The organism is Pseudomonas sp. NPDC079367, from assembly GCF_044542195.1.
GTDB lineage: Bacteria > Pseudomonadota > Gammaproteobacteria > Pseudomonadales > Pseudomonadaceae > Aquipseudomonas.
Map to the genome: position 1 here is coordinate 183,820 of NZ_JBITTW010000001.1, position 23,632 is coordinate 207,451.

23 protein-coding genes and 3 pseudogenes are annotated in these 23,632 nt (G+C 58.7%); 13 read left to right on the forward strand and 13 right to left on the reverse strand.

The window, feature by feature from the left end; translation table 11 throughout:
* Nucleotides 1-457: 457 nt before the first annotated feature.
* The 6 genes from ACIGDJ_RS00710 to ACIGDJ_RS00735 are packed head-to-tail and all read right to left on the reverse strand — an operon-like array spanning nucleotide 458 to nucleotide 7,031.
* Nucleotides 458-1,402, reverse strand: a complete 945-nt coding sequence (locus tag ACIGDJ_RS00710) for an electron transfer flavoprotein subunit alpha/FixB family protein (protein ID WP_023662939.1) — start codon at nucleotides 1,400-1,402, stop codon at nucleotides 458-460.
* Complete coding sequence (locus tag ACIGDJ_RS00715; RefSeq protein ID WP_023048095.1) at nucleotides 1,403-2,167, reverse strand: electron transfer flavoprotein subunit beta/FixA family protein; 765 nt, start codon at nucleotides 2,165-2,167, stop codon at nucleotides 1,403-1,405. It abuts the gene before it with no gap.
* 56 nt (nucleotides 2,168-2,223) lie between these two features.
* Nucleotides 2,224-3,462 (reverse strand): CaiB/BaiF CoA-transferase family protein, encoded by a 1,239-nt coding sequence (locus ACIGDJ_RS00720; protein ID WP_023048094.1) that lies wholly within the window; start codon nucleotides 3,460-3,462, stop codon nucleotides 2,224-2,226.
* A 26-nt stretch (nucleotides 3,463-3,488) separates the two neighbouring features.
* Nucleotides 3,489-4,691, reverse strand: a complete 1,203-nt coding sequence (locus ACIGDJ_RS00725; protein ID WP_023048093.1) for a 3-oxoadipyl-CoA thiolase — start codon at nucleotides 4,689-4,691, stop codon at nucleotides 3,489-3,491.
* Nucleotides 4,692-4,700: 9 nt separating this feature from the next.
* On the reverse strand, nucleotides 4,701-6,242 hold the full coding sequence (locus ACIGDJ_RS00730; RefSeq protein WP_023048092.1) for a 3-hydroxyacyl-CoA dehydrogenase: 1,542 nt from the start codon (nucleotides 6,240-6,242) through the stop codon (nucleotides 4,701-4,703).
* 3 nt (nucleotides 6,243-6,245) lie between these two features.
* Entirely contained in the window at nucleotides 6,246-7,031 is a 786-nt protein-coding gene (locus ACIGDJ_RS00735) for an enoyl-CoA hydratase (protein ID WP_023628973.1), read from the reverse strand.
* Between the two features lie 236 nt (nucleotides 7,032-7,267).
* On the opposite strand from ACIGDJ_RS00735, the gene ACIGDJ_RS00740 reads away from it, so the two are divergent.
* From ACIGDJ_RS00740 to ACIGDJ_RS00755, 4 genes and pseudogenes are all read left to right on the forward strand, one after another.
* Entirely contained in the window at nucleotides 7,268-8,134 is an 867-nt protein-coding gene (locus tag ACIGDJ_RS00740) for an IclR family transcriptional regulator (protein ID WP_023048090.1), read from the forward strand.
* A gap of 61 nt (nucleotides 8,135-8,195) precedes the next feature.
* Nucleotides 8,196-9,350, forward strand: coding sequence for an acyl-CoA dehydrogenase family protein (locus ACIGDJ_RS00745; protein WP_023048089.1), 1,155 nt, complete (start codon nucleotides 8,196-8,198; stop codon nucleotides 9,348-9,350).
* A gap of 214 nt (nucleotides 9,351-9,564) precedes the next feature.
* A pseudogene (locus tag ACIGDJ_RS00750) lies at nucleotides 9,565-10,020 on the forward strand (IS5 family transposase); the annotation flags it as partial.
* Between the two features lie 233 nt (nucleotides 10,021-10,253).
* A complete protein-coding gene (locus ACIGDJ_RS00755) occupies nucleotides 10,254-10,451 on the forward strand; it encodes a 4-oxalocrotonate tautomerase family protein (RefSeq protein WP_023048087.1) in 198 nt (65 codons plus the stop codon).
* A gap of 39 nt (nucleotides 10,452-10,490) precedes the next feature.
* On the opposite strand, the gene ACIGDJ_RS00760 is transcribed toward ACIGDJ_RS00755, so the two are convergent.
* On the reverse strand, nucleotides 10,491-11,435 hold the full coding sequence (locus ACIGDJ_RS00760; RefSeq protein WP_023048086.1) for a LysR family transcriptional regulator: 945 nt from the start codon (nucleotides 11,433-11,435) through the stop codon (nucleotides 10,491-10,493).
* A gap of 88 nt (nucleotides 11,436-11,523) precedes the next feature.
* Here ACIGDJ_RS00760 and ACIGDJ_RS00765 point away from each other — a divergent pair.
* From ACIGDJ_RS00765 to ACIGDJ_RS00775, 3 genes and pseudogenes are all read left to right on the forward strand, one after another.
* Nucleotides 11,524-12,168 (forward strand): annotated as a pseudogene (locus ACIGDJ_RS00765) (NADPH-dependent F420 reductase); the annotation flags it as partial.
* Nucleotides 12,169-12,251: 83 nt separating this feature from the next.
* Nucleotides 12,252-12,656 carry a DoxX family protein gene (locus tag ACIGDJ_RS00770; protein WP_023048084.1) on the forward strand — a complete coding sequence of 135 codons (405 nt, stop codon included), beginning with the start codon at nucleotides 12,252-12,254 and terminating at the stop codon, nucleotides 12,654-12,656.
* Nucleotides 12,657-12,947: 291 nt separating this feature from the next.
* Nucleotides 12,948-13,122: pseudogene (locus ACIGDJ_RS00775) on the forward strand (transposase); the annotation flags it as partial.
* Between the two features lie 308 nt (nucleotides 13,123-13,430).
* Here ACIGDJ_RS00775 and ACIGDJ_RS00780 read toward each other — a convergent pair.
* Nucleotides 13,431-14,225: an SDR family NAD(P)-dependent oxidoreductase gene (locus ACIGDJ_RS00780; RefSeq protein WP_023628975.1), complete on the reverse strand. Its 795-nt coding sequence runs from the start codon at nucleotides 14,223-14,225 to the stop codon at nucleotides 13,431-13,433.
* Nucleotides 14,226-14,319: 94 nt separating this feature from the next.
* Nucleotides 14,320-14,676, reverse strand: coding sequence for a putative quinol monooxygenase (locus tag ACIGDJ_RS00785; RefSeq protein ID WP_023048080.1), 357 nt, complete (start codon nucleotides 14,674-14,676; stop codon nucleotides 14,320-14,322).
* A 162-nt stretch (nucleotides 14,677-14,838) separates the two neighbouring features.
* Here ACIGDJ_RS00785 and ACIGDJ_RS00790 point away from each other — a divergent pair, with 162 nt between their 5' ends.
* The 5 genes from ACIGDJ_RS00790 to ACIGDJ_RS00810 all read left to right on the forward strand — a co-directional run bounded on the left by ACIGDJ_RS00790 (nucleotide 14,839) and on the right by ACIGDJ_RS00810 (nucleotide 18,321).
* The gene (locus ACIGDJ_RS00790) at nucleotides 14,839-15,738 is read left to right on the forward strand and encodes a LysR substrate-binding domain-containing protein (RefSeq protein WP_023048079.1); all 900 of its coding nucleotides are present in this window, start codon (nucleotides 14,839-14,841) and stop codon (nucleotides 15,736-15,738) included.
* A gap of 462 nt (nucleotides 15,739-16,200) precedes the next feature.
* Nucleotides 16,201-17,016, forward strand: a complete 816-nt coding sequence (locus ACIGDJ_RS00795) for a class III extradiol ring-cleavage dioxygenase (protein WP_023048078.1) — start codon at nucleotides 16,201-16,203, stop codon at nucleotides 17,014-17,016.
* Nucleotides 17,013-17,684, forward strand: a complete 672-nt coding sequence (locus ACIGDJ_RS00800; RefSeq protein ID WP_023048077.1) for an alpha/beta hydrolase — start codon at nucleotides 17,013-17,015, stop codon at nucleotides 17,682-17,684. The genes ACIGDJ_RS00795 and ACIGDJ_RS00800 overlap by 4 nt, the downstream gene beginning before the upstream one ends.
* A gap of 9 nt (nucleotides 17,685-17,693) precedes the next feature.
* Nucleotides 17,694-18,026: a helix-turn-helix transcriptional regulator gene (locus ACIGDJ_RS00805; RefSeq protein WP_223194054.1), complete on the forward strand. Its 333-nt coding sequence runs from the start codon at nucleotides 17,694-17,696 to the stop codon at nucleotides 18,024-18,026.
* Nucleotides 18,027-18,036: 10 nt separating this feature from the next.
* A complete protein-coding gene (locus tag ACIGDJ_RS00810; protein ID WP_071576115.1) occupies nucleotides 18,037-18,321 on the forward strand; it encodes a LysR family transcriptional regulator in 285 nt (94 codons plus the stop codon).
* A 298-nt stretch (nucleotides 18,322-18,619) separates the two neighbouring features.
* Here the strand turns inward: ACIGDJ_RS00810 and ACIGDJ_RS00815 are convergent, their stop codons facing one another.
* Nucleotides 18,620-19,609 (reverse strand): site-specific integrase, encoded by a 990-nt coding sequence (locus ACIGDJ_RS00815; protein ID WP_023628979.1) that lies wholly within the window; start codon nucleotides 19,607-19,609, stop codon nucleotides 18,620-18,622.
* A 117-nt stretch (nucleotides 19,610-19,726) separates the two neighbouring features.
* Here ACIGDJ_RS00815 and ACIGDJ_RS00820 point away from each other — a divergent pair, with 117 nt between their 5' ends.
* Nucleotides 19,727-20,845 carry a site-specific integrase gene (locus tag ACIGDJ_RS00820; RefSeq protein WP_028688847.1) on the forward strand — a complete coding sequence of 373 codons (1,119 nt, stop codon included), beginning with the start codon at nucleotides 19,727-19,729 and terminating at the stop codon, nucleotides 20,843-20,845.
* Nucleotides 20,846-21,174: 329 nt separating this feature from the next.
* Here ACIGDJ_RS00820 and ACIGDJ_RS00825 read toward each other — a convergent pair whose 3' ends face one another.
* The 3 genes from ACIGDJ_RS00825 to ACIGDJ_RS00835 form a co-directional block, all read right to left on the reverse strand.
* Entirely contained in the window at nucleotides 21,175-21,408 is a 234-nt protein-coding gene (locus tag ACIGDJ_RS00825) for a hypothetical protein (RefSeq protein WP_023048074.1), read from the reverse strand.
* Between the two features lie 232 nt (nucleotides 21,409-21,640).
* Nucleotides 21,641-22,885 carry an ATP-binding protein gene (locus ACIGDJ_RS00830; RefSeq protein WP_023628980.1) on the reverse strand — a complete coding sequence of 415 codons (1,245 nt, stop codon included), beginning with the start codon at nucleotides 22,883-22,885 and terminating at the stop codon, nucleotides 21,641-21,643.
* 240 nt (nucleotides 22,886-23,125) lie between these two features.
* Complete coding sequence (locus ACIGDJ_RS00835; RefSeq protein ID WP_370694611.1) at nucleotides 23,126-23,326, reverse strand: hypothetical protein; 201 nt, start codon at nucleotides 23,324-23,326, stop codon at nucleotides 23,126-23,128.
* Nucleotides 23,327-23,632: the final 306 nt, after the last annotated feature.

Below are 23,632 nucleotides of genomic sequence, written 5' to 3' on the forward strand. Positions count from 1 at the left end.
TAAAAGACCTCAATGACGCTATGGCTTACATCTCTTTCCGAGAGAGCGTTATTAGCGAGCGAGTCACCTAACAACACCTACACTCAGCGTGATAGCCAGACAGACAACATAGCGCTTAAACGTTTCAAGCCAGTAGGACTACAAGCAAAGCACTCAATGACGGGCTCGAGGCCGATTCAATCTCGGCACAACCACCCTAAGCCAGCAACCAGCACTACATGCTACAAGAAGTCAAAACCGGGTACAAAACCGGGTACAAAGAATAACGAAAACAACCAGAATGCCTAAGCTCAAACGCTCAAGCATCAGACTTACCGCATAACGTGTAAGTCAAAAAATTGTCTTTCCCGCACGTCAACTCTATGTTTCAAATGCATTAGCCCTGAAACCCGCACGCCACTTGAGTATGCACGCATAGCACAATTCTATAGGTATTGCAACACATTCCTTTAGGGCTTCAGATCACTTGCTGCAACTGCGGCACGACCTCGAACAAGTCACCCACTAGACCGTAATCCGCCACCTGAAAAATCGGCGCCTCTTCGTCCTTGTTGATTGCCACGATGACCTTGGAGTCTTTCATCCCGGCCAGGTGCTGGATGGCACCGCTGATGCCGACGGCGATGTACAGCTGCGGCGCGACGATCTTGCCGGTCTGGCCAACCTGCATGTCGTTGGGCACGAAACCGGCGTCGACCGCAGCGCGCGAAGCACCGACGGCGGCGCCGAGCTTGTCGGCCAGGGCATACAGGTGCTTGAAGTTGTCGCCGTTCTGCATGCCGCGACCGCCGGAGACGACGATCTTGGCCGCGGTCAGTTCCGGACGATCGGACTTGGCCAGCGCCTCAAAGACGAAGGCCGAGATGCCGGCGTCGCCGCCAACGGCCACGGCTTCCACGACAGCACTGCCGCCTTCGCCGGCCACCGGATCGAAACCGGTGGCACGCACGGTGATCACCTTCACCGCCGCCGAAGACTGCACGGTGGCGATGGCGTTACCGGCGTAGATCGGCCGCTTGAAAGTGTCGGCGCTTTCCACGGCGATGATTTCGGAGATCTGGTCGACGTCCAGCTGGGCGGCGACGCGCGGCAGGATGTTCTTGCCGTTGCTGGTGGCGGCGGCGAGGATGTGGCTGTAACCCTTGCCCCCTGCTTCTTGAACAAGAGCAGCTACCAGCGGCGCAACGTTTTCCGGCAGCTGATGGGCGAAGGCGGCGTTGTCGGCCACCAGCACCTTGGCCACGCCGGCGAGCTTGGCAGCCGCTTCGGCGGCGGCGCCACAGGCGGCACCGGCAACCAGGAGGTGGATGTCGCCACCGATCTTCTGCGCAGCGGCCACGGTGTTGAGAGTGGCCGGCGCCAGGGCGGCATTGGTGTGTTCAGCGATAACCAGGATAGTCATTTAGATTACCTTCGCCTCGTTCTTCAGTTTCTCGACCAGTTCCGCCACCGACTTGACCTTGATGCCGGCCTGGCGGGCAGCCGGCGCTTCGACTTTCAGGGTCTTCACGGTGGACGCGGTGGCAACGCCCAGGGCGTCCGGGGTGAGCACCTCCAGCGGCTTCTTCTTGGCCTTCATGATGTTCGGCAAGGAGGCGTAGCGCGGCTCGTTCAGACGCAGGTCGGTGGTGACGATCGCCGGCAGGTTCAACGCCACGGTCTGCAGGCCGCCGTCGATCTCGCGGGTCACGTTGACCTTGTCGCCCGCCACTTCGACCTTGGAGGCGAAGGTGCCTTGGCCGAAGCCGGTCAGCGCGCCGAGCATCTGGCCGGTCTGGTTGTTGTCGCTGTCGATGGCCTGCTTGCCGAGGATCACCAGCTGCGGCTGCTCCTTGTCGACCACGGCCTTGAGCAGCTTGGCCACGGCCAGGGAGTTCAGCTCGTCAGCACCCTCTTCCTTGACAGCCTCGACCAGGATGGCGCGGTCGGCACCGAGGGCCAAAGCAGTACGCAGCTGCTCTTGCGCCGCCGTCGGGCCGATCGACACCACGACGATTTCACTGGCAACGCCCTTCTCTTTCAGGCGTACGGCTTCTTCCACGGCGATTTCGCAGAAGGGGTTCATCGACATCTTAACGTTGGCGAGATCGACGCCGCTGTTGTCCGCCTTGACGCGAACCTTGACGTTGTAATCGACCACACGCTTGATCGCTACGAGGACTTTCATAAAGGCTCCATGGGAAAAATTGCCCCGGCAAGCTGGCTGGCCGGGGCATGGCAGGTTCAGCGTTCACCAAGCTGTTCGATGATGCCTTGTGCCTTCAACTCGGCCAGGCGCTCATCATCGAGACCCAACTGGCGCTTGAGCACCTCATCGGTATGCTCACCCAGCATCGGCGCGGGGCGCAGGTACTCGACCGGTGTGCGAGACAACTTGATCGGACTGCCGACCGTGACGAAGTCGGCTTTCAAGGGATGGGGAATGTTGACCAGCATGTTGCGCGCCAGTATCTGTGGTTCGTCCAGCGCCTGGGCAATGCTGTTGATGGCCCCTACCGGTACGCCCTGCGGGTGAATGCGCCCTACCCACTCATCGGCGAGCCCTCCGAGAAAGTGACGCGACAGGATGGCAACGATCTCCTCGCGGTTGCTGACTCGGTCGGCGTTGCGCGCGAAACGCGGATCTTTCGGCAGCTCTGGCAGGCCGATGGCGTCGCACAGTGCGACGAACTGTGAGTCGTTGCCGCAGGCAATGATGAAGTCGCGATCACTGGCGCGAAACACCTGGTACGGCACAATGTTGGCGTGGGCGTTGCCATAACGCCCGGGCGGCTTGCCGGAAGCCAGATAGTTCTGGCTCTGGTTGCACAGTGTGGCGACCTGAACATCCAGCAACGCCATATCGATATGTTGACCAAGCCCGGTCTTTTCTCGGCTGAGCAGCGCAGCTTGGATAGCCACCGTCGAGTACAGGCCGGTCATCAGGTCCGCGAAGGCAACGCCTACCTTTTGCGGGCCGCCACCGGGCAGATCGTCGCGCTCGCCGGTGATGCTCATCATTCCACCCATACCCTGAATGATGAAGTCGTAACCCGGTTCTGCGGCGCGCGGCCCGGTCTGGCCGAAACCCGTCACCGAGCAATACACCAGGCGTGGATTGAGCGCAGCGAGGCTAGCGTAATCCAGCCCGTACTTGGCCAAGGAACCGGCCTTGTAGTTCTCGATCAGTACGTCGCAACTGGTAGCCAGGGCCCGCACCATTTCCTGCCCCTCGGGGCTGGCGATGTTTAGCGCCACCGACAACTTGCCGCGATTGGTGGACTGGTAATAAGAAGCCTCGCCGGTGGACTCGGCGTTCTGCCCCTTCATCCATGGCGGCCCCCAGCCACGGGTGTCATCACCCGCGCCCGGCCGTTCGATTTTGATCACTTCGGCACCCAGATCGGCCAGAGTTTGGCCGCACCAGGGACCAGCCAGAATGCGGCTCAAGTCGAGCACGCGATACCCAGTCAAAGCACCCATTTCATTTCACCTTTGCTTGCGCGCACTTACACACGCTCCATCACCATGGCGAGGCCTTGGCCCACGCCGATGCATAGGCTCACCACAGCGTAGCGTTTGCCGCTCTGTTGCAGCGCGCGAGCGGTGCTCAGGGCCAGGCGCGCACCGGATGCACCTAATGGGTGGCCGACGGCGATGGCGCCACCGTGTGGGTTTACCCGCGGGTCGTTGAACGCAACACCCAGACCTTTCAGGCAGCCCAGCACCTGGCTGGCGAACGCTTCGTTGATCTCGATAATGTCCATATCCGCCAGGCTGAGCTGCGCGCGAGCCAATGCCTTATGAATAGCCTCCACCGGGCCGACGCCCATAATGCGCGGGGCCACACCCACGGCGGCGGCCGACAGAATGCGCGCCATCGGAACCAAGCCGTGCCGTTCGCCCGCCGCGGCCGAGCCAATCAGCAATGCCGCCGCGCCATCGTTGACGCCTGATGCGTTGCCGGCGGTAACCACACCACCTTCGGAGAGAGGATTCAGGCGAGCCAAAGCGATCAGGTCCGATTGCGGGCGCGGGTGCTCGTCCTGCTCCACCACATTGGGTGGCGTCTTGCGCCCGGTGGGCACGCTGACCGCGAGCAGTTCTTCCTGAAAGAAACCTGCGCTACGTGCGGCTTCATAACGGGCCTGAGAGCCGGCAGCAAAGACGTCGGCCTCAGCACGGGAGATGCCGTACTCCTGAGCCACGTTATCGCCCGTTTGCGGCATGCTGTCGTTGCCAAACTCGGCGACGATCTTCGGGTTGGGAAAACGGGCGCCAATGGTACTGTCGAACACCGTCAGTTCGCGGCTATAGGCCGCTTCTGCTTTAGCCATGACAAAGGGTGCACGGGACATACTCTCCACCCCGCCGGCGACAAACAGTTCGCCTTCGTTACAGGTCACTGCGCGGGCGGCATCGATCACCGCCGCCAGACCACTGGCGCACAGGCGGTTAACTGTCTGCCCAGGTACGGTCACGGGCAAGCCTGCAAGCAGTGCGGCGTGACGCGCGATGTTGCGGCTGTCCTCCCCTGCCTGGTTGGTATTGCCCAGAATCACGTCCTCGATGGCTTCGCCAGGGATGGCGTGGCGAGCGAGCAATTCGTGGATCACATGGGCGGCGAGGTCGTCTGGGCGTACCGAAGCGAGTGCGCCGCCGTGGCGGCCAAATGGCGTGCGCAGTCCCGCGAAGATGTAGGCGTCGAGCATGGGAAAATCCTAGCGTTGAGGTTCAGTCGGGAGTGGTTCGTTGTGACGCAATGAAAGGCCCAAGGCGGCCCGTCGCCGCAGCCAGGGACCCGGCCGATAACGGGGATCGCCCGTCAGTTCGGTCATGCGTTCAAGAGTGGTGAGCAAACGCTTGGGCCCGACACTATCGCCCCAGGCCAGCGGACCTTGCGGATAACCAAGACCACGGCGCACGCCTTCATCCAGGTCATCGACACTGGCGATACGCTGCTGAACGATATCGCCCGCCAGGTTGACGATCATGGCCAGTACCCTTTGGGCCACAAAGCCGACACTGTCATTGATCACACTGACGCCCACGCCATCGCGGCCCAACAGCGCATGGGCGGCATCGCGCATGTCGGCATGGGTAGCGGGATTTAGCATCAGCGTGCGGTAGCGGGCGATATCCAGCAGCGGGTCGATGCACACCGTGCGCTCAGGATCGGTGCCAAACAGGCCGACGGCGCCGGTGGCATCCAGACCGTAAGGTGCCAGCAAACACAGGGCCTCGCTGCTTGGGACCGTGCCCTCTTCGACCCGCGCGCCCACCTGCTGAAGAAGCTCGGTGAAACGTGCACGATCCTCGGGGTTTTCAGTGCCAAGCCAAACCGGCGGAAATGCTTCCAGCGCAGGTACTGCCTGTGCGGCGGGTGGATCGATCATCTGGCCGTCGGCGTATCGGTAAAACCCACGCCCGACCTTGCGCCCGACGTAGCCGGCATCCAGCATCTGGCGTGTTAGCGCTGCAGGCCGATACCGCGGTTCCTGGTAGAACTGGTTGTAGATCGACTCAATGACTGGATGGGAAACATCAAGAGCCGTCAGATCAAACAGCTCCAAGGGCCCCATGCGAAAACCCAGACCCTCGCGCAGGATACGGTCTACCTCGGCGGGTTCGGCTACGCCTTCCTTGAGAATTTGCAAAGCCTCAGTGCTATATGCACGGCCGGCGTGATTGATGATGAACCCTGGTGTGTCCTTCGCCCGAATACCCCTATGCCCCATGCGGGCAGCCAGGGCTCGGAGGCTGTCGCCTACCTGCGGGTCAGTCGCCAGACCATCGATGACTTCCACCACTTTCATCAGCGGCACAGGGTTAAAAAAATGAAAGCCAGCGATGCGTTGGGGAAGTCGGCAATTGCGAGCAATGCTGGTGACGGAGAGCGATGAGGTGTTGGTAGCCAGAATGCAGTCATCGGCAACCACGGCTTCCAACTCGGCGAGCAAGCCCTGCTTGGCGTCGAGGCGCTCGATAATGGCTTCCACTACCAGGTCGACGTCGCTCAGTTCCGTAAGGGCGCTCGCCACTTGCACGCGGGAGAGCGTGGCCAGCGCATCGGCGTTGGCAATCTTGCCTTTGTCGACCAGCTTGTCCAACGTGCCTTTCAAGCTTTCGCGGGCGCCCTGCGCAGCGCCTTCGCGACTATCAAACAGCGTGACGCGAATGCCCGCCTGAGCGGCGATCTGAGCAATACCTGTACCCATGACTCCGGCGCCAACAACCGCCATCCGGTTAATTTCACGTGTCATCGCTCATTCTCCTGAGAAGATCGCTTTGCGTTTTTCCAGGAAGGCTTGAGCGCCCTCTTTCTGGTCGCTCGAATCGAATAGCAATTGGAAGGCCTTGCGCTCCAACACCAGCGCGCTCTCCAGCGGCAGGTCAGCACCGGCCAGCATCACTTCTTTGATCTGCGCGACGGCTAGCGGCGGCAAGGCGGCGATTTCAGTGGCCAGCTCTAGTGCACGGACAATGGTCTGCTCGTCGCCCACCACTTCACTCAGCATGCCCATGGCCAAGGCTTGCTGGGCCGAGACCAAGCACCCGGTAAGGGCAATGCGCATTGCCTGGAACTTGCCGACCGCGCGGATCAGACGCTGAGTACCGCCGGCGCCCGGCATCAGGCCGAGTTTGACTTCTGGCTGGCCAAAGCGCGCCGACTCGCCGGCGACGATGATGTCGCAGTGCATGGCCAGCTCACAGCCGCCGCCAAGGGCGAAACCATTCACTGCAGCGATGACCGGCTTGGGGCAGCGGGAGATGGCTTCCCACAGCAGCTCGGTATGGCGCAGGTACATTTCAATCGGGCGCGCTTGGGCAAACTCGCGGATATCGGCTCCGGCCACAAAACAGGTGTCACCGCCGGTAAGTACAATCGCCCGCACCTGCCCATTGCGAGCCAGTGCCCGAAAGTGCTCGGCGAGTTGTTCACGCACCGCGCTATTGAGCGCGTTCTTGGCTTCTGGCCGGTCGATGCGTACGACGGCAACGCCGTCTTCTCGAATTTCCAGGTTCACTACAGATTCAGGTTCGTGACTCATACCCACCTCTAAACACGTTTCGCTATACGAAATTGCATTTCGTATTTACGAGATATCATAGGTAGGGTCGCGAATTCATGTAAATCAGAAATCTGAACTATTTTATTATTTCTTTATTAATCAATATATTATCTATCTAAAAATGAGCGTTTTGCATTTCATCTCGGCTCAAATATAATTTCGCCTGACGAAACGTACTTTTATTTGCTTGCAATTTCCAAAAATGAGGTTCTACCATGGCACGCAACAAAGCGGATCAGCAGAAGGCTGAGAGCAGCACTGGAGCGGATGAAATCGCTTTACTGAAGATGGGCATGCTCGACCCGGCCAGTGCGTCGAGTGAGGACGAAACCAGCGGCCAGTTCGTGACTGCGCTGGCACGTGGGCTGGAGCTGATGCGGTGCTTTACCCCGCGCGACAACGTGCTGGGCAATCAGGAACTGGCGCGGATGACCGGGCTACCCAAGCCGACCGTGACGCGCTTGACCAACACCCTGATGCGCCTTGGCTGCCTCAAGCGTGAGGTGCACTCGGGCAAGTACCAGCTGGATGTCGGTGTGCTGGGGTTCGGCTACGCCATGCTGTCGAATCTGTCGATTCGCTCGGTGGCGCACCCGCTGATGGAAGAGCTGGCCAATCACGCTCAAGCCGCAGTGGCAATGGCGGCCCGGGATCGCCTGCAGATGGTTTACCTGGACGTCGTTCAGGGCCAAGGCAATACCACGATGCGGCGGCAGATCGGCAGCTACTTGCCACTGGCGCAAAGCTCGGCGGGACGCGCATGCCTGGCGGCGATGCCAGAGAGCGAGCGAGAGTTTCTCCTCGACCACATGCGCCAACGCGAAGCAGCACAGTGGCCGGTGATCCGCAAGGGCCTGGATCGCGCGTTTCGCGATTACACCGATTACGGCTTTTGCCTATCGATCGGCGAGTGGCACCGCGACGTCAACTCAGTCGCCGTGCCGCTGTTACACCCGCAGTTCGGGTTACTGACCTTCAACTGCGGTGGACCGAGCTTCCAGCTTCCACGGGACAAGCTCACTGACGATATCGGGCCTCGCCTGATCAACATGGTTAACAACATCGGCGCCGCCGCTCGGTAACCCTTCAGGGTGACGGTGCACCGTACTACATCGGCCCACTTCCGGGCCCAGAGGAGCGCACATGATCCGTGATACCGAAACCCTGCAGATTCTGCTGGATTCTCTTCGCCAGTTCGTCGGTGAGGTACTGATTCCTCGGGAAAACGAGGTGGCTGAAACGGATGCGATCCCTAAGGACATCGTCGATCAGATGCGCGAGATGGGCCTGTTCGGGTTAACGATTCCGGAAGCCTATGGCGGCCTGGGCGTGACTATGGAGGAAGAGGTAAACATCGCCTTCGAGTTGGGTCGCACCTCACCGGCTTTCCGTTCCTACATCGGCACCAACAACGGCATTGGCTCAATCGGCATTTTGCTTGACGGTACAGAGGAGCAGCGCAACCAGTACCTGCCGCAACTGGCAAGCGGCGAGCTGCTCAGCTCGTTCTGCCTGACCGAGCCAGATGCCGGCTCCGATGCGGGCTCGTTGAAAACCAATGCTGTGCGTGACGCTGACAGCTACATCCTCAACGGTACCAAACGTTACATCACCAACGCGCCACACGCGGGCATTTACACGGTGATGGCCCGTACCAACCCGGAAATCAAAGGCGCCTCCGGTATCAGCGCCTTTATCGTTGAGCGCGGCACACCCGGCGTGTCGCTGGGCAAGACGGACCACAAGATGGGCCACAAAGGCGCCCATACCTGCGACGTGATCTTTGAAAATGCGCGAGTGCCCGCCAGCCAGTTGATAGGCGGCGTCGAAGGCGTTGGTTTCAAGACCGCGATGAAGGTGCTGGATAAGGGCCGCCTGCATATCGCTGCACTGAGTGTCGGCGCAGCCGAACGCATGCTGGACGATGCCCTGCACTATGCGCTGGACCGCAAACAGTTCGGCCAGCCCATCGCGGAGTTCCAACTGATCCAGGCGATGCTGGCTGATAGCAAAGCCGAAATCTACGCGGCCCGCTGCATGGTGCTGGATGCCGCGCGCAAGCGCGACGAGGGCAAGAACGTCAGTACCGAAGCCTCCTGCGCGAAGATGTTCTCCACCGAGATGTGCGGTCGTGTCGCCGACCGCTGCGTGCAGATCCACGGTGGCGCCGGCTACGTCAGCGAGTACGCCATTGAGCGCTTCTACCGTGACGTGCGGCTGTTCCGTATCTACGAAGGCACCACACAGATTCAGCAGGTGGTTATCGCCCGTAACATGATCCGCGAAGCGCAGCGGTGACACGGCACCTGCTCTGACACCAGTTGGGCTCCAGTCGCGCCGAGACTCAATAGCGCCACATCCTGGCTTCAAGGTAGTTGTTCGACATGAGTGCGTGTTCCACTGGTGTGGTCCCGAAAGCCTCAGCCTGCGAGCTTCCCGTCAACCTACCCCCAGATGAACTGCGGGGTAGCTGCACGAAACTGGAATTCCAACTACGCCACAGTAGGTCGCACAGCACAGTGCAGGCGCTGCCAGCGGCAACGATGAGGCTATAGGGAAAAGTCGAGCTGGCAATACCAGCAAGATTCACCTGGCGGTGGACGCCCACGGCTTGCCCATCGAGTTTGAAATCACAGGTGGCCAAATCAATGACTGCACTCAGGCACCCGCGTTGATTTCCAAGCTCCCGGCGGCAGAAACCATCGTCGCGGATAAGGGCTATGACAGCGAGAGAATCCGGGAGCAGGTTGAGCTACAAGGGGCCAAGGCCGTGATCCCGAGAAAGCGTAACTCCGTGAAAGGCAACGCGGATCTGGACAGAGGTCTTTACCGCAATCGGCACCTGGTGGAAAACGCCTTTGCCCGGCTGAAGCATTACCGGGCGGTGGCATCTCGATTCGACAAGCTCAAGAGAAATTACGAGAGCGTGGTGGCCATGGCCTGTGCCTTCCTATGGCTACCCATGTGAAATGGCAACAGCCCCTAGCGGTACTTAGCAACTGTTGATCGCCGGTGCGCCGGTAAATGGCGGGCTGATTGGAGAAATAATTTCTACATATAGGCGATTTACAGCGTGTTTATCGCCTTCTGTATCTCTCCTATTCTCTCTCGACTGCTCTGCTGCATTGATTGGCTGAGCCCGGACTGACCGCATGGTTAGCCCTAATCGCGCTAAACCCAACCTGAATAGAGGATCACTCCATGCCCGTTGTACGAGTCAGCTGGTTCGAAGGAAAAGACCACGCCGCGAAGGAAGCTGTCGCTGCAGAAATCACCCAGAGCATCGTGAAAAACACCGGTACCGATGCCAATTACATCTACGTCATTTTTGAAGACGTGGCGCCATCGGATTGGGCCGGTGCAGGCAAGCTGTTCGGCGACGATCCGAAGAAGACCTAAGGTCATTCGGCGTTAATGGCCAGTGGGCTGCAAGGAGTGTTACATCTTCTTTGCAGCCCGGGCTTGGCTCTTTTGTGCTGGGTAGCCGGACTCCCAGTCGACCTGCTCAAACTGTTCGACCAGAAAATTGATAAATGCCCGCACCTTGGATGCCAGGTGTTTGCGGGTTGGGTAGACGGCATAAATACCCAGTTCTACCGAGCGATACTCCGGTAGCAACTCCACCAGATCACCCCGCCGAAGATCCTCACTTACCATAAAGCTTGGCTGCAGCAAAATGCCGCCAGCAGTCAACGCAATAGATCGGCATGTATCACCGTTATTGCAGCGAATGACCGAACGCGTGTTGACCTTATGCTCGCCATCGGGCCCGGTAAAACTCCATTCGTTCCCACTGGAAAAGTTGCTATAGGCAATCACCCGGTGCTCGGCCAGGTCTTGCGGCACTTCTACTGGTGCATGGCTTTTGATGTAGCTCGGGGCTGCACACAGGCGCATCCGCGTGCTGGCAAACCGGCGCCCCACCAGTGAAGAGCTTTCCAACCGGGCGATGCGCACCGCGACGTCATACCCCTCCTCCACCAAATCGACCTGGCGATCGTTCAGGCTGATATCCAGCTCAATCTTCGGGTTTTGCTCCAAAAAGGCAGTCCACAGCGGCGCCAGGTGCAACACACCAAAACTCACCGGCGCATTGACCCGCAGCACGCCGGCAGGCTCATGGTTGCCCGAAGAAACAGCGCTTTCCGCCTCCCCCATCAACGCCAGCACTTCCCGCGCTTGCTGGTAGAAAACCCGTCCTTCTTCGGTCAGTGATAAGCGTCGCGTGGTGCGTTGCAGCAGGCGTACGCCCAGGCGTTCCTCCAGCGCATTTACATGCCTGGAAACGGCGGCCTTGGACATTTCCAGCGCATCGACGGCACCGACAAAGCTGCCCTTGTCGACCACGGCGCAAAACACCTGCATCTCCAACGCGCGATCCATTATTGCCTCACTTATCGGAACTATAAGTCACATTAAATCATGTTTATCTCGTAAATCGAATCTTTAAACTGGATCCCATCACACACAGCACGAGGCAAAAGACATGAACATTACCCTTATCGGTACCGGCAACATGGGCTCGGCTTTCGCTCAACAGTTGTCCCAGTTTGGACACCATGTTCGTATCACCGGCCGTGATCTGGACAAGGCGCACGCCCTCGCCGCGCAGCATCAAAACGTCGAAGCATTCGCCGCTGATCAGGCCCTTGGCCAGAACGAAGTGGTGATCGTCGCCACTGCTTACCAGGACGCCTTAACCGCGCTGAAAAGTCTGGGCAGTCTCGAAGGCAAAGTGGTCATCGACATCACCAACCCGCTGACAGCCGACTACATGGGTCTGACCATCGGCCACAGCACCAGTGCAGCGGAGGAAATCGCCAAGGCGCTGCCAGGTGTGGAGCTGGTCAAGGGCTTCAACACCCTGTTCGCCCAAGTGCTGGCCAGCGGTCCCACATTTGCCAACGAGCAGCAAGGCAGCGTGTTCCTGGCCAGCGATAGCGCACGAGCCAAACAAACCGCCGTTGCTCTTGCGCAAAGCCTGGGTTGGAAAACCGTGGATGCCGGCGGTTTGGTAAACGCGCGTTATCTGGAAGCGTTGGCCGGGTTGAACATCTACCTCGGCTATGGCGCAGGGCTCGGCACGCAGATCGCGCCGGTCTGGCTCAATCGTTAATTCCCACTTACCCAATGCCTGGCGCCACGGCCGAAACAGCTGTGGCCCCGGGCAACCCACACTCCCCGTATTGGAAAACACCCATGACCGCCGCTAGCCGCACCCTCCCCTATGCCGCCCTGGTACTACGCCTAATCCTTGGCGTGATGTTTCTCGCTCATGGCCTGACCAAGCTGCTGGTGTTCACCCCGGCCGGCACAGCAGGTTTCTTTGAGTCCGTTGGCTTCTCCGGCTTTCTTGCCTATCCGGTCATTGCCTTTGAAGTGGTCGGCGGCCTGTTCCTGATCCTTGGTGTACTCGCTCGCTGGGTAGCGGCCCTAGCCACCGTGCAACTGCTGGTGGCAGCAAGCGTGCACTTCGGTAATGGCTGGAGCTTCACCAACGCCAATGGTGGCTGGGAATACCCGGTCTTTCTGGCATTCACTGCACTGGCCTTGGCGCTGCTGGATGACGGAGCCTTCGCCTTGAAACGTTCAGCACGTAACTAACCGCTCGCTGCTTTCGGCCAGGTTGCCTTTGCCGGGTTCTCGCCAAACTTGGCAAGGGTAAAATCCAGAAAGCTTTTCAGCCTTGGTGTCATGCCCCGGTCCGGCGTACGCAGCACATGAAAGGGTCGAGTGGGCATGGGATATCGAGGCAGTTGGACGATCTATCCGCTTGGCTTTCAAGTCTTAAATAAACAAGGTAATCCCCCGGCTTAGCCGAGGGACTCCTTGAGGTTGACCGTGTGATGCGGTCATCAGGAACCTTCTATCTCGACCAAGAGATAGGGGTACCCAATGAGAGATTACCAAAGCCTTGCTCACACGAAGTGGGACTGTAAGTACCACGTTGTATTCATCCCGAAGAGGCGTAAGAAGGCGATCTTCGGAGCGATCCGCAAGCACCTGGGGGGAGGTGCTACATGAGTTGGCGAGGCAGCGTGAGTGCCGGATCGTGGAGGGTCACTTGATGCCAGAGCCGAGCCCGAACGATAATTTCAAGATGGAGCCGGACTAATGCGACGCGTCGTTCAGCCGACGCGTATCCGGACTTTCAATCCGTAATTCACTAACCCACCGACTTCAGTCGGTGGTTGTTTAGTGCTACCACCGGCGTAGACGAACTGATGATTGATGCGCGCATCTACGACCCGACGGCGCGTTGCCGTTCGTATCAACTGGCAGCGGAATCGATTGGAGATCTGCTCACTCACTGACAGCGTGCGCGCCGGTGACCTTCAGGTCACCCGTGCGGAACACACGTGCCAGGTAGTCAAGGGTTCAGAGGATATCGTCCACCACGCCGCCATCGACCCGCAGCGCAGCGCCGCTGGTGGCTGACGCCTGGGTGGAGCAGATATAGACGACCATATTGGCGACCTCATCGACCGTGGCCGCACGTTGAATCAACGAGGTGGGACGGTGGGTCATGACGAATTCGGCAGCGACGGCCTCCAAGGATTTGCCGGAGCGGGCAGACTCTCCTTTGAGCAGCTCAGCCAAGCCATCAGACAGTGTCGGGCCTGGCAGCACGCTGTTAACGGTTACGCCGCTGCCGGCCACACGTTTGGCCAAGCCACGCGACAACGCCAGTTGCGCCGTCTTGGTTACGCCGTAATGAACCATATCGGCCGGGATATTTCGGGCTGACTCCGAGGAGATAAACACCACCCTACCCCAACCTCGTTGGACCATGGCTGGAACCAACGCGCGGCTCAGGCGAACACCGGACATTACGTTAGTTTGCCAATAGTCTTCCCAGCAGTCGTCATCGGCCTCGAAGAAATCGGCCAAACCATAGATGCCGGCGTTGTTGACCAGAATGTCGATGGTGGGAAGCGCAGCTGTAAGAACGCCAACGCCGTCGGCATTGCCCAGATCAGCCGCGACTCCGCTGAAGGTGGCCTGCGGTACCGCTTCGCTCAAACGTGCCAGGGCTTTTTCGACCGAGCTGTCACTCCGCCCGTTGATGATCACGATAGCGCCGGTGAGCGCCAGGCCATGGGCAATGGCGAAGCCGATGCCGCCTGTGGAGGCAGTAACCAAAGCGGTCTTGCCGGCAAGATTGATGTGCATGCGTATTGACCCTCTAGCGCCAGGTAGTACCCGGCAGGTTAGATCGGTTGCTGAATAGTCAGCGGTCTTGTCCGCCGGCTACTGACTGGCGGTGTCAGGTCCGGGTAAACCCATCAAACGGATTCATGTACACCGCGCCAAAGGCATCCAGGTGCTTGCGCGTCGGCGCGTCTGGGTTGCCATAAACTAGCAGGCTGGTGATTTTCACCAGCTCGAGAAACTTTTCGCCGAACGGCGCGAAGGTTTCTTCAATATGGTTAACGACAGCATCGGCACGGTAACGCTCGATAATGTGCACCTCAGTGCGAGCCTCGTTGACGCTGTATTCGTACATCAAGGTGCCAGGCTCTTCGCTCGTAGCGGCGACAATCTTGGCAACCAGCGTTTTAAATTCAGGGAAGTCTTCCGGAGCCAGGCTTAGGGTAAAAATGCTGATGACTTCGTCTTTCATGGGGCGTCCTCACAGAAGTAAATGACCAACCCCATGCGATAGATGCAGAGGGTTGCTGAGTCAGCAGCCATGCTAAGGTAGAGCAGCAAGCTGATAAACAACCTTGAAATCACAGATAGGTAGCGTAATTTGCTACCAACTCTTGCGCCTAGGAAAACGGCAATGACCTCCGAAGATTCCTTCAGCGGCATCCATATTTTTCTCGCCACCGCCCGCTCTGCGACCTTCACAGAGGCAGCCGAGCGCCTGGGGCTGTCCAAGTCGGCCGTAGGTAAGGCGATTGCACGGCTGGAGGCACGGGTGGGTACCAGCCTGTTTTATCGCTCGACCCGCCGCTTGTCCCTGTCTCCGGATGGCGAGGCCTACTTCACCGTGTGGTCCAATGCGCTGGAGGAGATCAAGGCCACCGAGAGCAACCTCGGCAACAAGTTAGGCGTGCCCACAGGGCGCTTGCGGGTGGACATGCCGGTCGCGTTCGGTAAACAGGTGGTACTGCCGGTGCTACTGGAGATGAGCAAACGCTTCCCGCAGTTGCAACTGACCTTGACCTTTAGCGACCAACTGGTGGACCTGACGGAAGAAGGTATCGACCTGGCCATTCGTTTTGGCAGCGTCGACAACGTCCCCGGCCTGGTGGCCAGACGCCTGACGTCACACCGCTGGGTAACCTGTGCAGCGCCGGGTTATCTGGAAGAATATGGTACGCCGTTGACGCTCGAGGACATGGGCCAGCACCGCAGCATCGTCGGCTATCGCCGCGGCAGCCTAATGCCCTGGAAAATGGCCCAGGCCGGGCAATCCTTGAAGTTCTCGCCACCACCGACCTATCAGTTTGACGATGCCGAAGCGATGATTGAAGCCACGCGAGCCGGCCTCGGTATTTGCCAGATGCCGCTCTGTCTATTTGAAAAGGACATCGCCCAGCAGGTTGTTGTTACGGTACTCGAGCCCTTTGAACCGGCGCCTGTCGAGGTCCACGCACTATGGTCGAAGAGCAATCATCTGCGGCCCAAAATTCGTTACCTGGTCGACGAGTTATTGAAGCTGTATGGCCACAGCTAACGGCAGAACGGACAGCTACTGCGCGACCTTGGCGCGGGGTTGATCAACGCCAGCCCCATTAACTCAGGGTGCCACTCAGCAGCCATAGCGATGAGCGCGGACTGATCTGTAACAAAGCCAGGGAGCCCCCAAATACTAGAGCCCGCCGACCAGGGATCTACTCACCAACCTGCGTTCTGGCCAGGCGCAGGGGGCAATATTGGCACCTTGATGTGTAGCTCAGCGCTCCGGCTGGCAGCGGCCTGAAGAGTCGACAAGTGACCGCCAATTATCCCGGTTTTCGAGATAGTTATTCACCAATATCTGAGTTTATCTCCAAAATCGAATCTATAAACTTTGAGCCATCCCCAGCCAATCAGTGCGCTGTGGGTAGGCAGGTCAGTGAGCGGCGCACACGCTTTGCAACGCCGATCAGTCCACCTCTTGCTGCTGCGGCCCCAATATCTAAGCAGGATTTCAACCATGAGTCTGGCCTATCCAGTGTTGTTCGTGTCCCACGGAGCACCAACCTTTGCCATCGAACCCGGCCAGGCCGGGGCACGCCTGGCTGAGCTAGGCCGAGCGCTGCCACGGCCTAGCGCCATCGTAATCGTCTCTCCTCACTGGATGACCCGTGGGAGCGTGCGTGTAGGCAGCAGCAAGGCGCCGGAAACCATTCACGACTTCGGAGGCTTTCCGCAAGCACTGTATCGCCTGCAATACCCTGCAACCGGCAATCCTGCATTGGCCGAGCAAATCTGCAACCTGCTTTCCCGCAATGGGATTGCCGCAACTACCGAATCGAATCGAGGCCTGGACCACGGCGCCTGGGTGCCGTTGCTGCACCTATTGCCCACTGCGGATATCCCGGTGGTCCAAGTGTCCATGCCCCACCCGCTCAATCCATTGGGTGCCTGGCAGCTTGGCCAGGCACTCAAGCCGCTGCGCGATCAGGGCGTGCTGATCATTGGCTCCGGCAGTCTGACCCATAACCTTTATGAGTTCCGTAGCAACTACGGCGACCCGGCTGAGTACGTAGCGCGTTTTTCCGACTGGATCCGTGACGCCCTGCAAGCCGGTGACCTGCCAGCGCTGCTCGCCTACCGCCGCAATGCCCCGGAGGCCGAGCGTGCGCACCCCAGTGAAGAACATTTGTTGCCGCTATTTCTGGCGCTCGGTGCCGCAGGCGAGCACTACGCCGTGGATGTGCTAGAGGGCGGTGTCGCCGACGGCGTACTGGCTATGGACAGCTACCTGTTCAAAAGCCCAACCGCCACTCAGGAGATTACTCAAGCATGAACCTGCCACTAGCCATTTCAGAACTGCAGCAAGAACCGCAATCCGGCCTTGTCTATCGTCGGGTAATCCGTGCTGCTGCCCCTCGTGCACGTCTCCTGCTATTGCATGGTGTAGGCGGTAATGAAACCAATCTGGCAGGCCTTTCCGGCTTTATCCCAGAAGGAATTGAAATATTGCTGGTACGCAGCCGCCTGCAAATCGCAGCTGAGGGCTTTGCCTGGTTTCAGGTAAATTTCACCAACGAAGGCCCGGTGATCGTTGAAGAGCAAGCGGAAACCAGCCGCCAGAAACTAGTGGAGCTTGTAACTGCCTTACCACAAATGCCTACAGTGATAGCTGGCTTTAGCCAGGGCGGTATTCTCAGTGCAAGCGTCGGGCTTAGCGCCCCTCATTGCGTGCTAGGCTTTGGCTTGTTCAGCGGCAGAATTCTCCCTGAGCTGGCACCACACATTGCCAGCGCTCAAGCATTGAGTTCGCTATCGGCGTTTATTGCTCATGGCTATGGTGATAACAAGCTCCCCGTGTCTTGGGCACAAAAAGCGGATGCCTGGTTGCACCAACTGAACGTGCATCATGAAACATACCTGTACGACATGGGCCACGAAATCACCAATGAAGAAGTGGAAGATTTCATTCAGTGGCTGAAGCCTGTATTGAACATCGCCTGAGCGACCTTGATGGTGAACTCCCGCAGTAAACTTACGGAAGTGGATCTACTTCTTAAAGCGTTAGCCAGCCCCCAGCGCCGGTTGATCCTTGAGTGGCTCCGTGACCCAGAGAAACACTTTCCGCAGCAGGAACATGCATTCCTGCTCGGTGTGTGTGCCGGCCAGATTGAGCGCAAGTGCAAGTTGGCCCAATCGACCGTGTCCGATCACTTGCGCACGCTGCATCGCACAGGATTGATTACTTGCCAAAAGCTCGGCCCGATCCATTTTTTTCAAACGCTGCGAATACACCATCGAAATGCTGGTGAAAACATTGAAAGCGATGCTGTAAAGGGGATTTGAGAGCTCTGCCATGACTATTCGCGAGGACACATTTGCATCCATCGATCTCAATTTATTGGTGGTTTTTATGTGTATTTACAAGGAACAAAGTATAACGTTAGCAGCCAAGAGTCTTGGCGTAACACAGCCAGCCGTAAGCAATTCGCTGGTCAAGCTACGTGACAAATTTAATGATCCGCTCTTTACTCGTTCGGGCAGGGGTATTGTGGCAACACCGAAAGCGAAAAAAATTGCTTCTGAATTATGTCCAGCGATGAGACTGATTACAGCCACACTAGCATCGAACTTTAGATAATCCTCTTTGCAGCAGAGCACTATTGGCCTGCTCTAACCTCTCATGACTGGCGGTGTCAGGTGGACTGACAGATGACTGGAGTCTATGTCGCTGGTGGCATCATGTTATGCCGACGCAAGCTGAACATTCCTGTCTGTAATTGAGCAATCATCTGATGGCGAACTCTCATGGTTTACCGTCGCCCTTTCGATACGTATCAATAACACCAGCCACATCAAGGCCAAAGCCCAGCATTGGGTGTAATTGCTCCGCGGAAACAAAGCAGCCATCACCGGAAGTGCTGAATGGCTTGAGGCGGTCAACTGCCCGGCAGTGCAATTGGACGAGGCAAACTCGACAAAGCCTCCGCCTCCAGGCCTGGCACCATCGGCCGCAGTTGCCCGGGGAAAAAGCCGGTGCTGTCCACATAGAGCAGTACCGACTTGGCATCGCGCCAACCGACATAGCCCATCAACGCCTTCTGGTCCCAGCCACTGCGCGTGGCCCAGGTGGCAAAGCCACGGCGTAGGGAGTGGCTGCTATACAACTCGGCGGGCAATCCGGCCGCTTTCAGTACCGCCCGCAGCAGCGGGATGACGCTGTGCGGGTGCAGGCCCTGCTCGCGCAGGTGACCCCAGCGGTCAATGCCGCGGAACACCGGACCGCGGGCGATGCCGGCGACACAGATCCAGTCGTTGTAGGCCTGCACCGGGCAGAGGCGGGCCAGCGCCGGCGCACTGTAGGTCTGTCCCTGGTTGTCACGGTCGCCCTTGCTCCACGGCAGGAACAGCTGCATGCCCTCCCCCGGCCGTACCTGGATGTGCTCGACCTGCAGGCGGCACAGTTCGTCGCTGCGAAAGGCGCGCCAGAAGCCGATCAGCAGCAATGCGCGATTACGCCAGCAGCGCAACAGCTGCGGCAGGTCGCCCTCGTCCAGTGCTTTCTCGCCCGCCCGCTCCAGCCACGCCACGCACTGCTCCAGTTCGCGCAGCTGCAGCGGTTCGGCCTGCTTCTCCGGCTTCGGGTGCAAGGTACGAATGCCCTTGAGGATCTGACGAACCAGCGGGGTCTTGGTCGGATCCGGGAAGCCCTGGCTGACATGCCACTGCGCCAAGGCCGCCAGGCGCAGCTTGAGGGTGTTGCTGGACAACGTGGCGGCGTGATCGACCAAGTAACGCACGATGGCATCGCTGGTCGCCGGCAGAAAGCCGCCCCAGGCGACCTCGAAGTGCTCGAGCGCTTGCCGGTAGCTGCGCCGGGTGTTGGGGCGGGTACCGGCCTGCAGGTACCGCTCGATCTCGTGGCTCATCGACGCACATCCCCTTGATGTACTGGTGAGCGACTGCCAAACGACGAAAAAATCGCCTCACCTTGGATAATTAAAGATTATCCGACCTTATTTATTGGATAGTGGAAATATAATACGTTGGACGTATCATATATTACTGATCAGATGCCGTTGATCGACGAGCCCACCCTAGACCCCAGTAGATTGGCGTTGAAGGCTCAGGAGGCGGCCGCAGGCTTTGTTGCCAGCGGCACCGCCGAAAACACGGTACGGAGCTATCGCAGCGCCCTCGCCTACTGGTCGGCTTGGCTGCACCTGCGCTACGGCGTTGCGATGGGCGATGCGCCTGTACAGTCGACTGTAGTCATTCAGTTCGTGGTGGATCACCTGGCGCGCCCACTGGCAAATGGTGCATGGACCTATCTGCTACCGCCGACCATCGATGCCGCGTTAGTCGCGGCACGTGTGAAGGCAAAGCCGGGACCTCTGAGCTACAACACGGTATGTCATCGGCTTTCGGCACTGGGCAGGTGGCATCGCTTCAACAACTGGGAAAGCCCAACTGAAGCACTGGCAGTGAAAACGCTGCTGCGAGATGCGCGAAAAGCCCAGGCGCGCCAGGGGGTAGTTGTCCGCAAAAAGACGGCAGCTGTGGTGGAGGCTCTGGAGGCCATGTTGGCGACCTGTACGGATGGCATTCGCGGTACTCGTGATAGCGCCCTCCTCCTGATGGCGTGGAGTGGCGGCGGGCGTCGTCGATCCGAGGTGACCGGCCTGCAGGTCGACGATGTGCGCAAACTGGATGAAGACACTTGGCTCTATACGCTGGGCGTCACCAAAACAGACACCACGGGATCCCGTCGCGAAAAACCTCTGCTGGGTCGCGCTGCACACGCGTTGACGGCTTGGCTCATCGCCGCGCCCGCCGATACCGGTCCGCTTTTTCGGCGCCTCTACAAGGGCGGCAAAGTCAGCCCGTTCGGACTATCGTCTGATCAGGTAGCACGGATCGTTCAGCGCCGCGCCAAATTGGCTGGCCTCGACGGCGACTGGGCCGCGCACAGCTTACGCTCGGGCTTTGTAACGGAAGCGGGTCGCCAGGGGGCCCCATTGGGTGAAGTGATGGCCATGACTGAACATCGCAGTGTCGAAACCGTTATGGGCTACTTCCAAGCCGGAGTGCTGCTGAGCAGCCGCGCCTCGATGTTGCTTCAACCCCTGCCCGCCCCATCAGGCCCAACCAACCAGCCTGACTAGCGGTCGACGCACCGCGTCGGAAAATGCCGCGCACGCGTGTCCTATTGAGAGGTGGAGCTCCTGGTTATGAGTCCATTGCACGGTAGCGGAATTGATGCGCAACCCCAGCTGGGCACTCGCAACTCCGGGTGTAACCAATACATGACCGCATGGCGACGCCCAAGCAGCCAGCATCTCAGCATGCTTCGTCTACTCGGGTAGTTAAGCAAACAGCTGGCGGCCCTGCGCTAGACAGCGAAGGCTCCGTCGCAGGGGCAAGATAGTCAAGTGCTTACCAGTCGCTGTGGCCTGCGCTCGCCTTATGAATACGCCTGGTCGGCAGGTGCGCTTCAAATACCCACACTGAAAGTCTTACCAGACTCGACCCTGTGCTTGCTGCACAAGTCGCGAAGCTTTTTTTCCGAACCGTCAGGATGAATTTGTACGAGCACGCCATCCTTCGCCATTATCAGTGAATGCCCTGCGGCAACCGCACGCAGATACGCAGCATTAGTGGCGACGGCGGCCAGCTTAGGAATCATTGCCTCTAGTCGGTCTATTTCATCATCACTGAGTTCGCTCATGCTCTGTTCTCTGCTCCTGCCAGCCTGATGTCGATGCTGCCCGTAGAAAAGATATCCATGAGCGACCCTACGCCCCGATCACAGGTAAGTCGATCCCATTTTTGACGCACACAGTGAAGCCTCGACTTAGCCGCTCAGCACTCCACAGCGTACGTGCAAATTCGAGTCGATGTGACAGCAGCCTTGATGTGAACAAACCATCGTAGCCGTAGCAAGATGAGTGCATTCGCTTCTAAGCATCTGAGCCCTCTTCAGGTGGACAAAAAATGCCGTCAGCCCTTGGAAGGCTAGACCGCCAGCTGTCACCGGGCATGATCCGGCACATGTACAGATCGAACAGCGGCGCGGTAAAAGCGGCGCCGTTGTGGGGCGGCGACCAGATCATCCCTTTGCTAATCAGGGAGTTGCGAATTGAGGTGAGAGATCGGCTTGTACGGCCCAGGGATGCCGCAATGTCGCCCGAACGATGAGGCCCCTCCCCAAGCGAAGCCATGGCGCGCAAATAAATGTGTTCTGCCACGGTCATTCGGTCGAGTCTTACCCTAAAAAAACCTTCGTCCAGAGCAGCAATAACGTGCCCGGACGCCTTCTGGACGTCTGCAAGCGTGATGTGGTTATTCTGCCCTGCGTCCCAGACATGACTGCCCCACTCTTGAATGAAATAAGGGTAGCCGCGTGTGAGGTGAGCAACCATGTCGGCCGCTTCTGAGTCTACAGTCACGCCCTCGGCCTCCGCTGGTTTTACAAAGGCCAGACGCGTCTGGTGTGGCTCCAGCGAACCGACCTCTAGGTAGTCGAAGAGGCGCTTCGCGTGGTTTTTCACATGTCCAGCAGGGTGTCGGAGTTGTGGGAGGCCTGCACCGACGAGGGCAACCGGCAAGATCAATCGCGAGACGCGATGCAGCGCTGCGATAAGCGCGGCGAGCTGTTCTTCTGCTACGTTTTGCAGCTCATCCACGAAAATAACAAGGACGGTGTGAGCTGCTTTGGCGGCTTCACCGAGTTTAGTCAGCAGGGTTGTAAATTCCTCCTCGAGATCACCTTTGCCCGCCAGAGCTGCCTCGGCTTCGTAGTCAATACCGACCTTGAGATCGCTGAACTTCGGCTCCAAAGCCTTGGCAAAACCGGCTAAGGCTCGCAGTCCAGTTATCGCTGCGTTCTTGGCAGGTACGATACAGCTCAGCCGCAGCAAGGCGAGACGGAGCTGTGGCGCGAGTATCGCTGGCAGAGAGCGATACTCGGATGACTCAACGTAGACGGCGAGATTGCCCGAGGCTTCGGCATCTCGCAGCATCTGGTTCAACAGTACTGTTTTGCCGACACCCCGCACCCCAACCAGGATTACGCTTTTGGCAGGTCGGCCCACGCGAATTCCCCCGATCGACTGACGGACCCGCTCGCGCAGTTGATCGCGACCTGCCAGCTCAGGTGGAGGCGTACCAGCGCCAGGGGAGTACGGATTGCAGACGGGGTCCATATGCACCCGCGTTAATAGGAATAGCGAACAGCGGGAATGGGCCGATAAACAGCTAAATCCAAGCTTTTCACCCCGCCATCACCTGCATACCCGAGACTCGGCAAATGTTGGTCCAGCTGGAGTTACCTATCAAGCCAAGCTGCCTCCGTCATTGAAAAAAATCATCGCGAGCGACCCGTCCGAAATTGCCTAAGTCTTCGTCGACGTCGATGAACATGGTATTCACCATCCGCGCGCTCTTCAGGTCGGCCATTGTTCTGAAAAAAAGGGTTCGCAGAGATGGACCTCATAACGCTCACCATCATGAACCGAGCCGAATCCCCAACTGCCCTGAAGGGTCCCAAATTGCAACCCATATCCTTCAACACGCGTACTATCGCCGCAAACATCACAAAGGACGTCACTGACGCATTCGAACTGTTCCGCCGCTGTGATTTTCATTGAGAGGCTCCTTTGGGTCCAGTGAATCAGCTTGCTGCAGCGAGCCTGCGACCCGCCAGCATCACTCCGGTAACCGCCTGTACGGTCAGGCGTCGCCAACGCCTGGCACAGGCGGACCACAATGAGCCCGGATCCCGCCCTATCTCGCCATGCGTACCTTTCGGCATGGCCTGTTGTACGGTCGGCAGATCGAGTTAATGGCGGACGCCATTTTGTGCAGCATTTGCGGCGCAGATAAGACCGCACTTGGGGCAGTGCTGATCGGCGACAGACGATCCAAGCTATCCGTTCTGGACGAACTAGCAA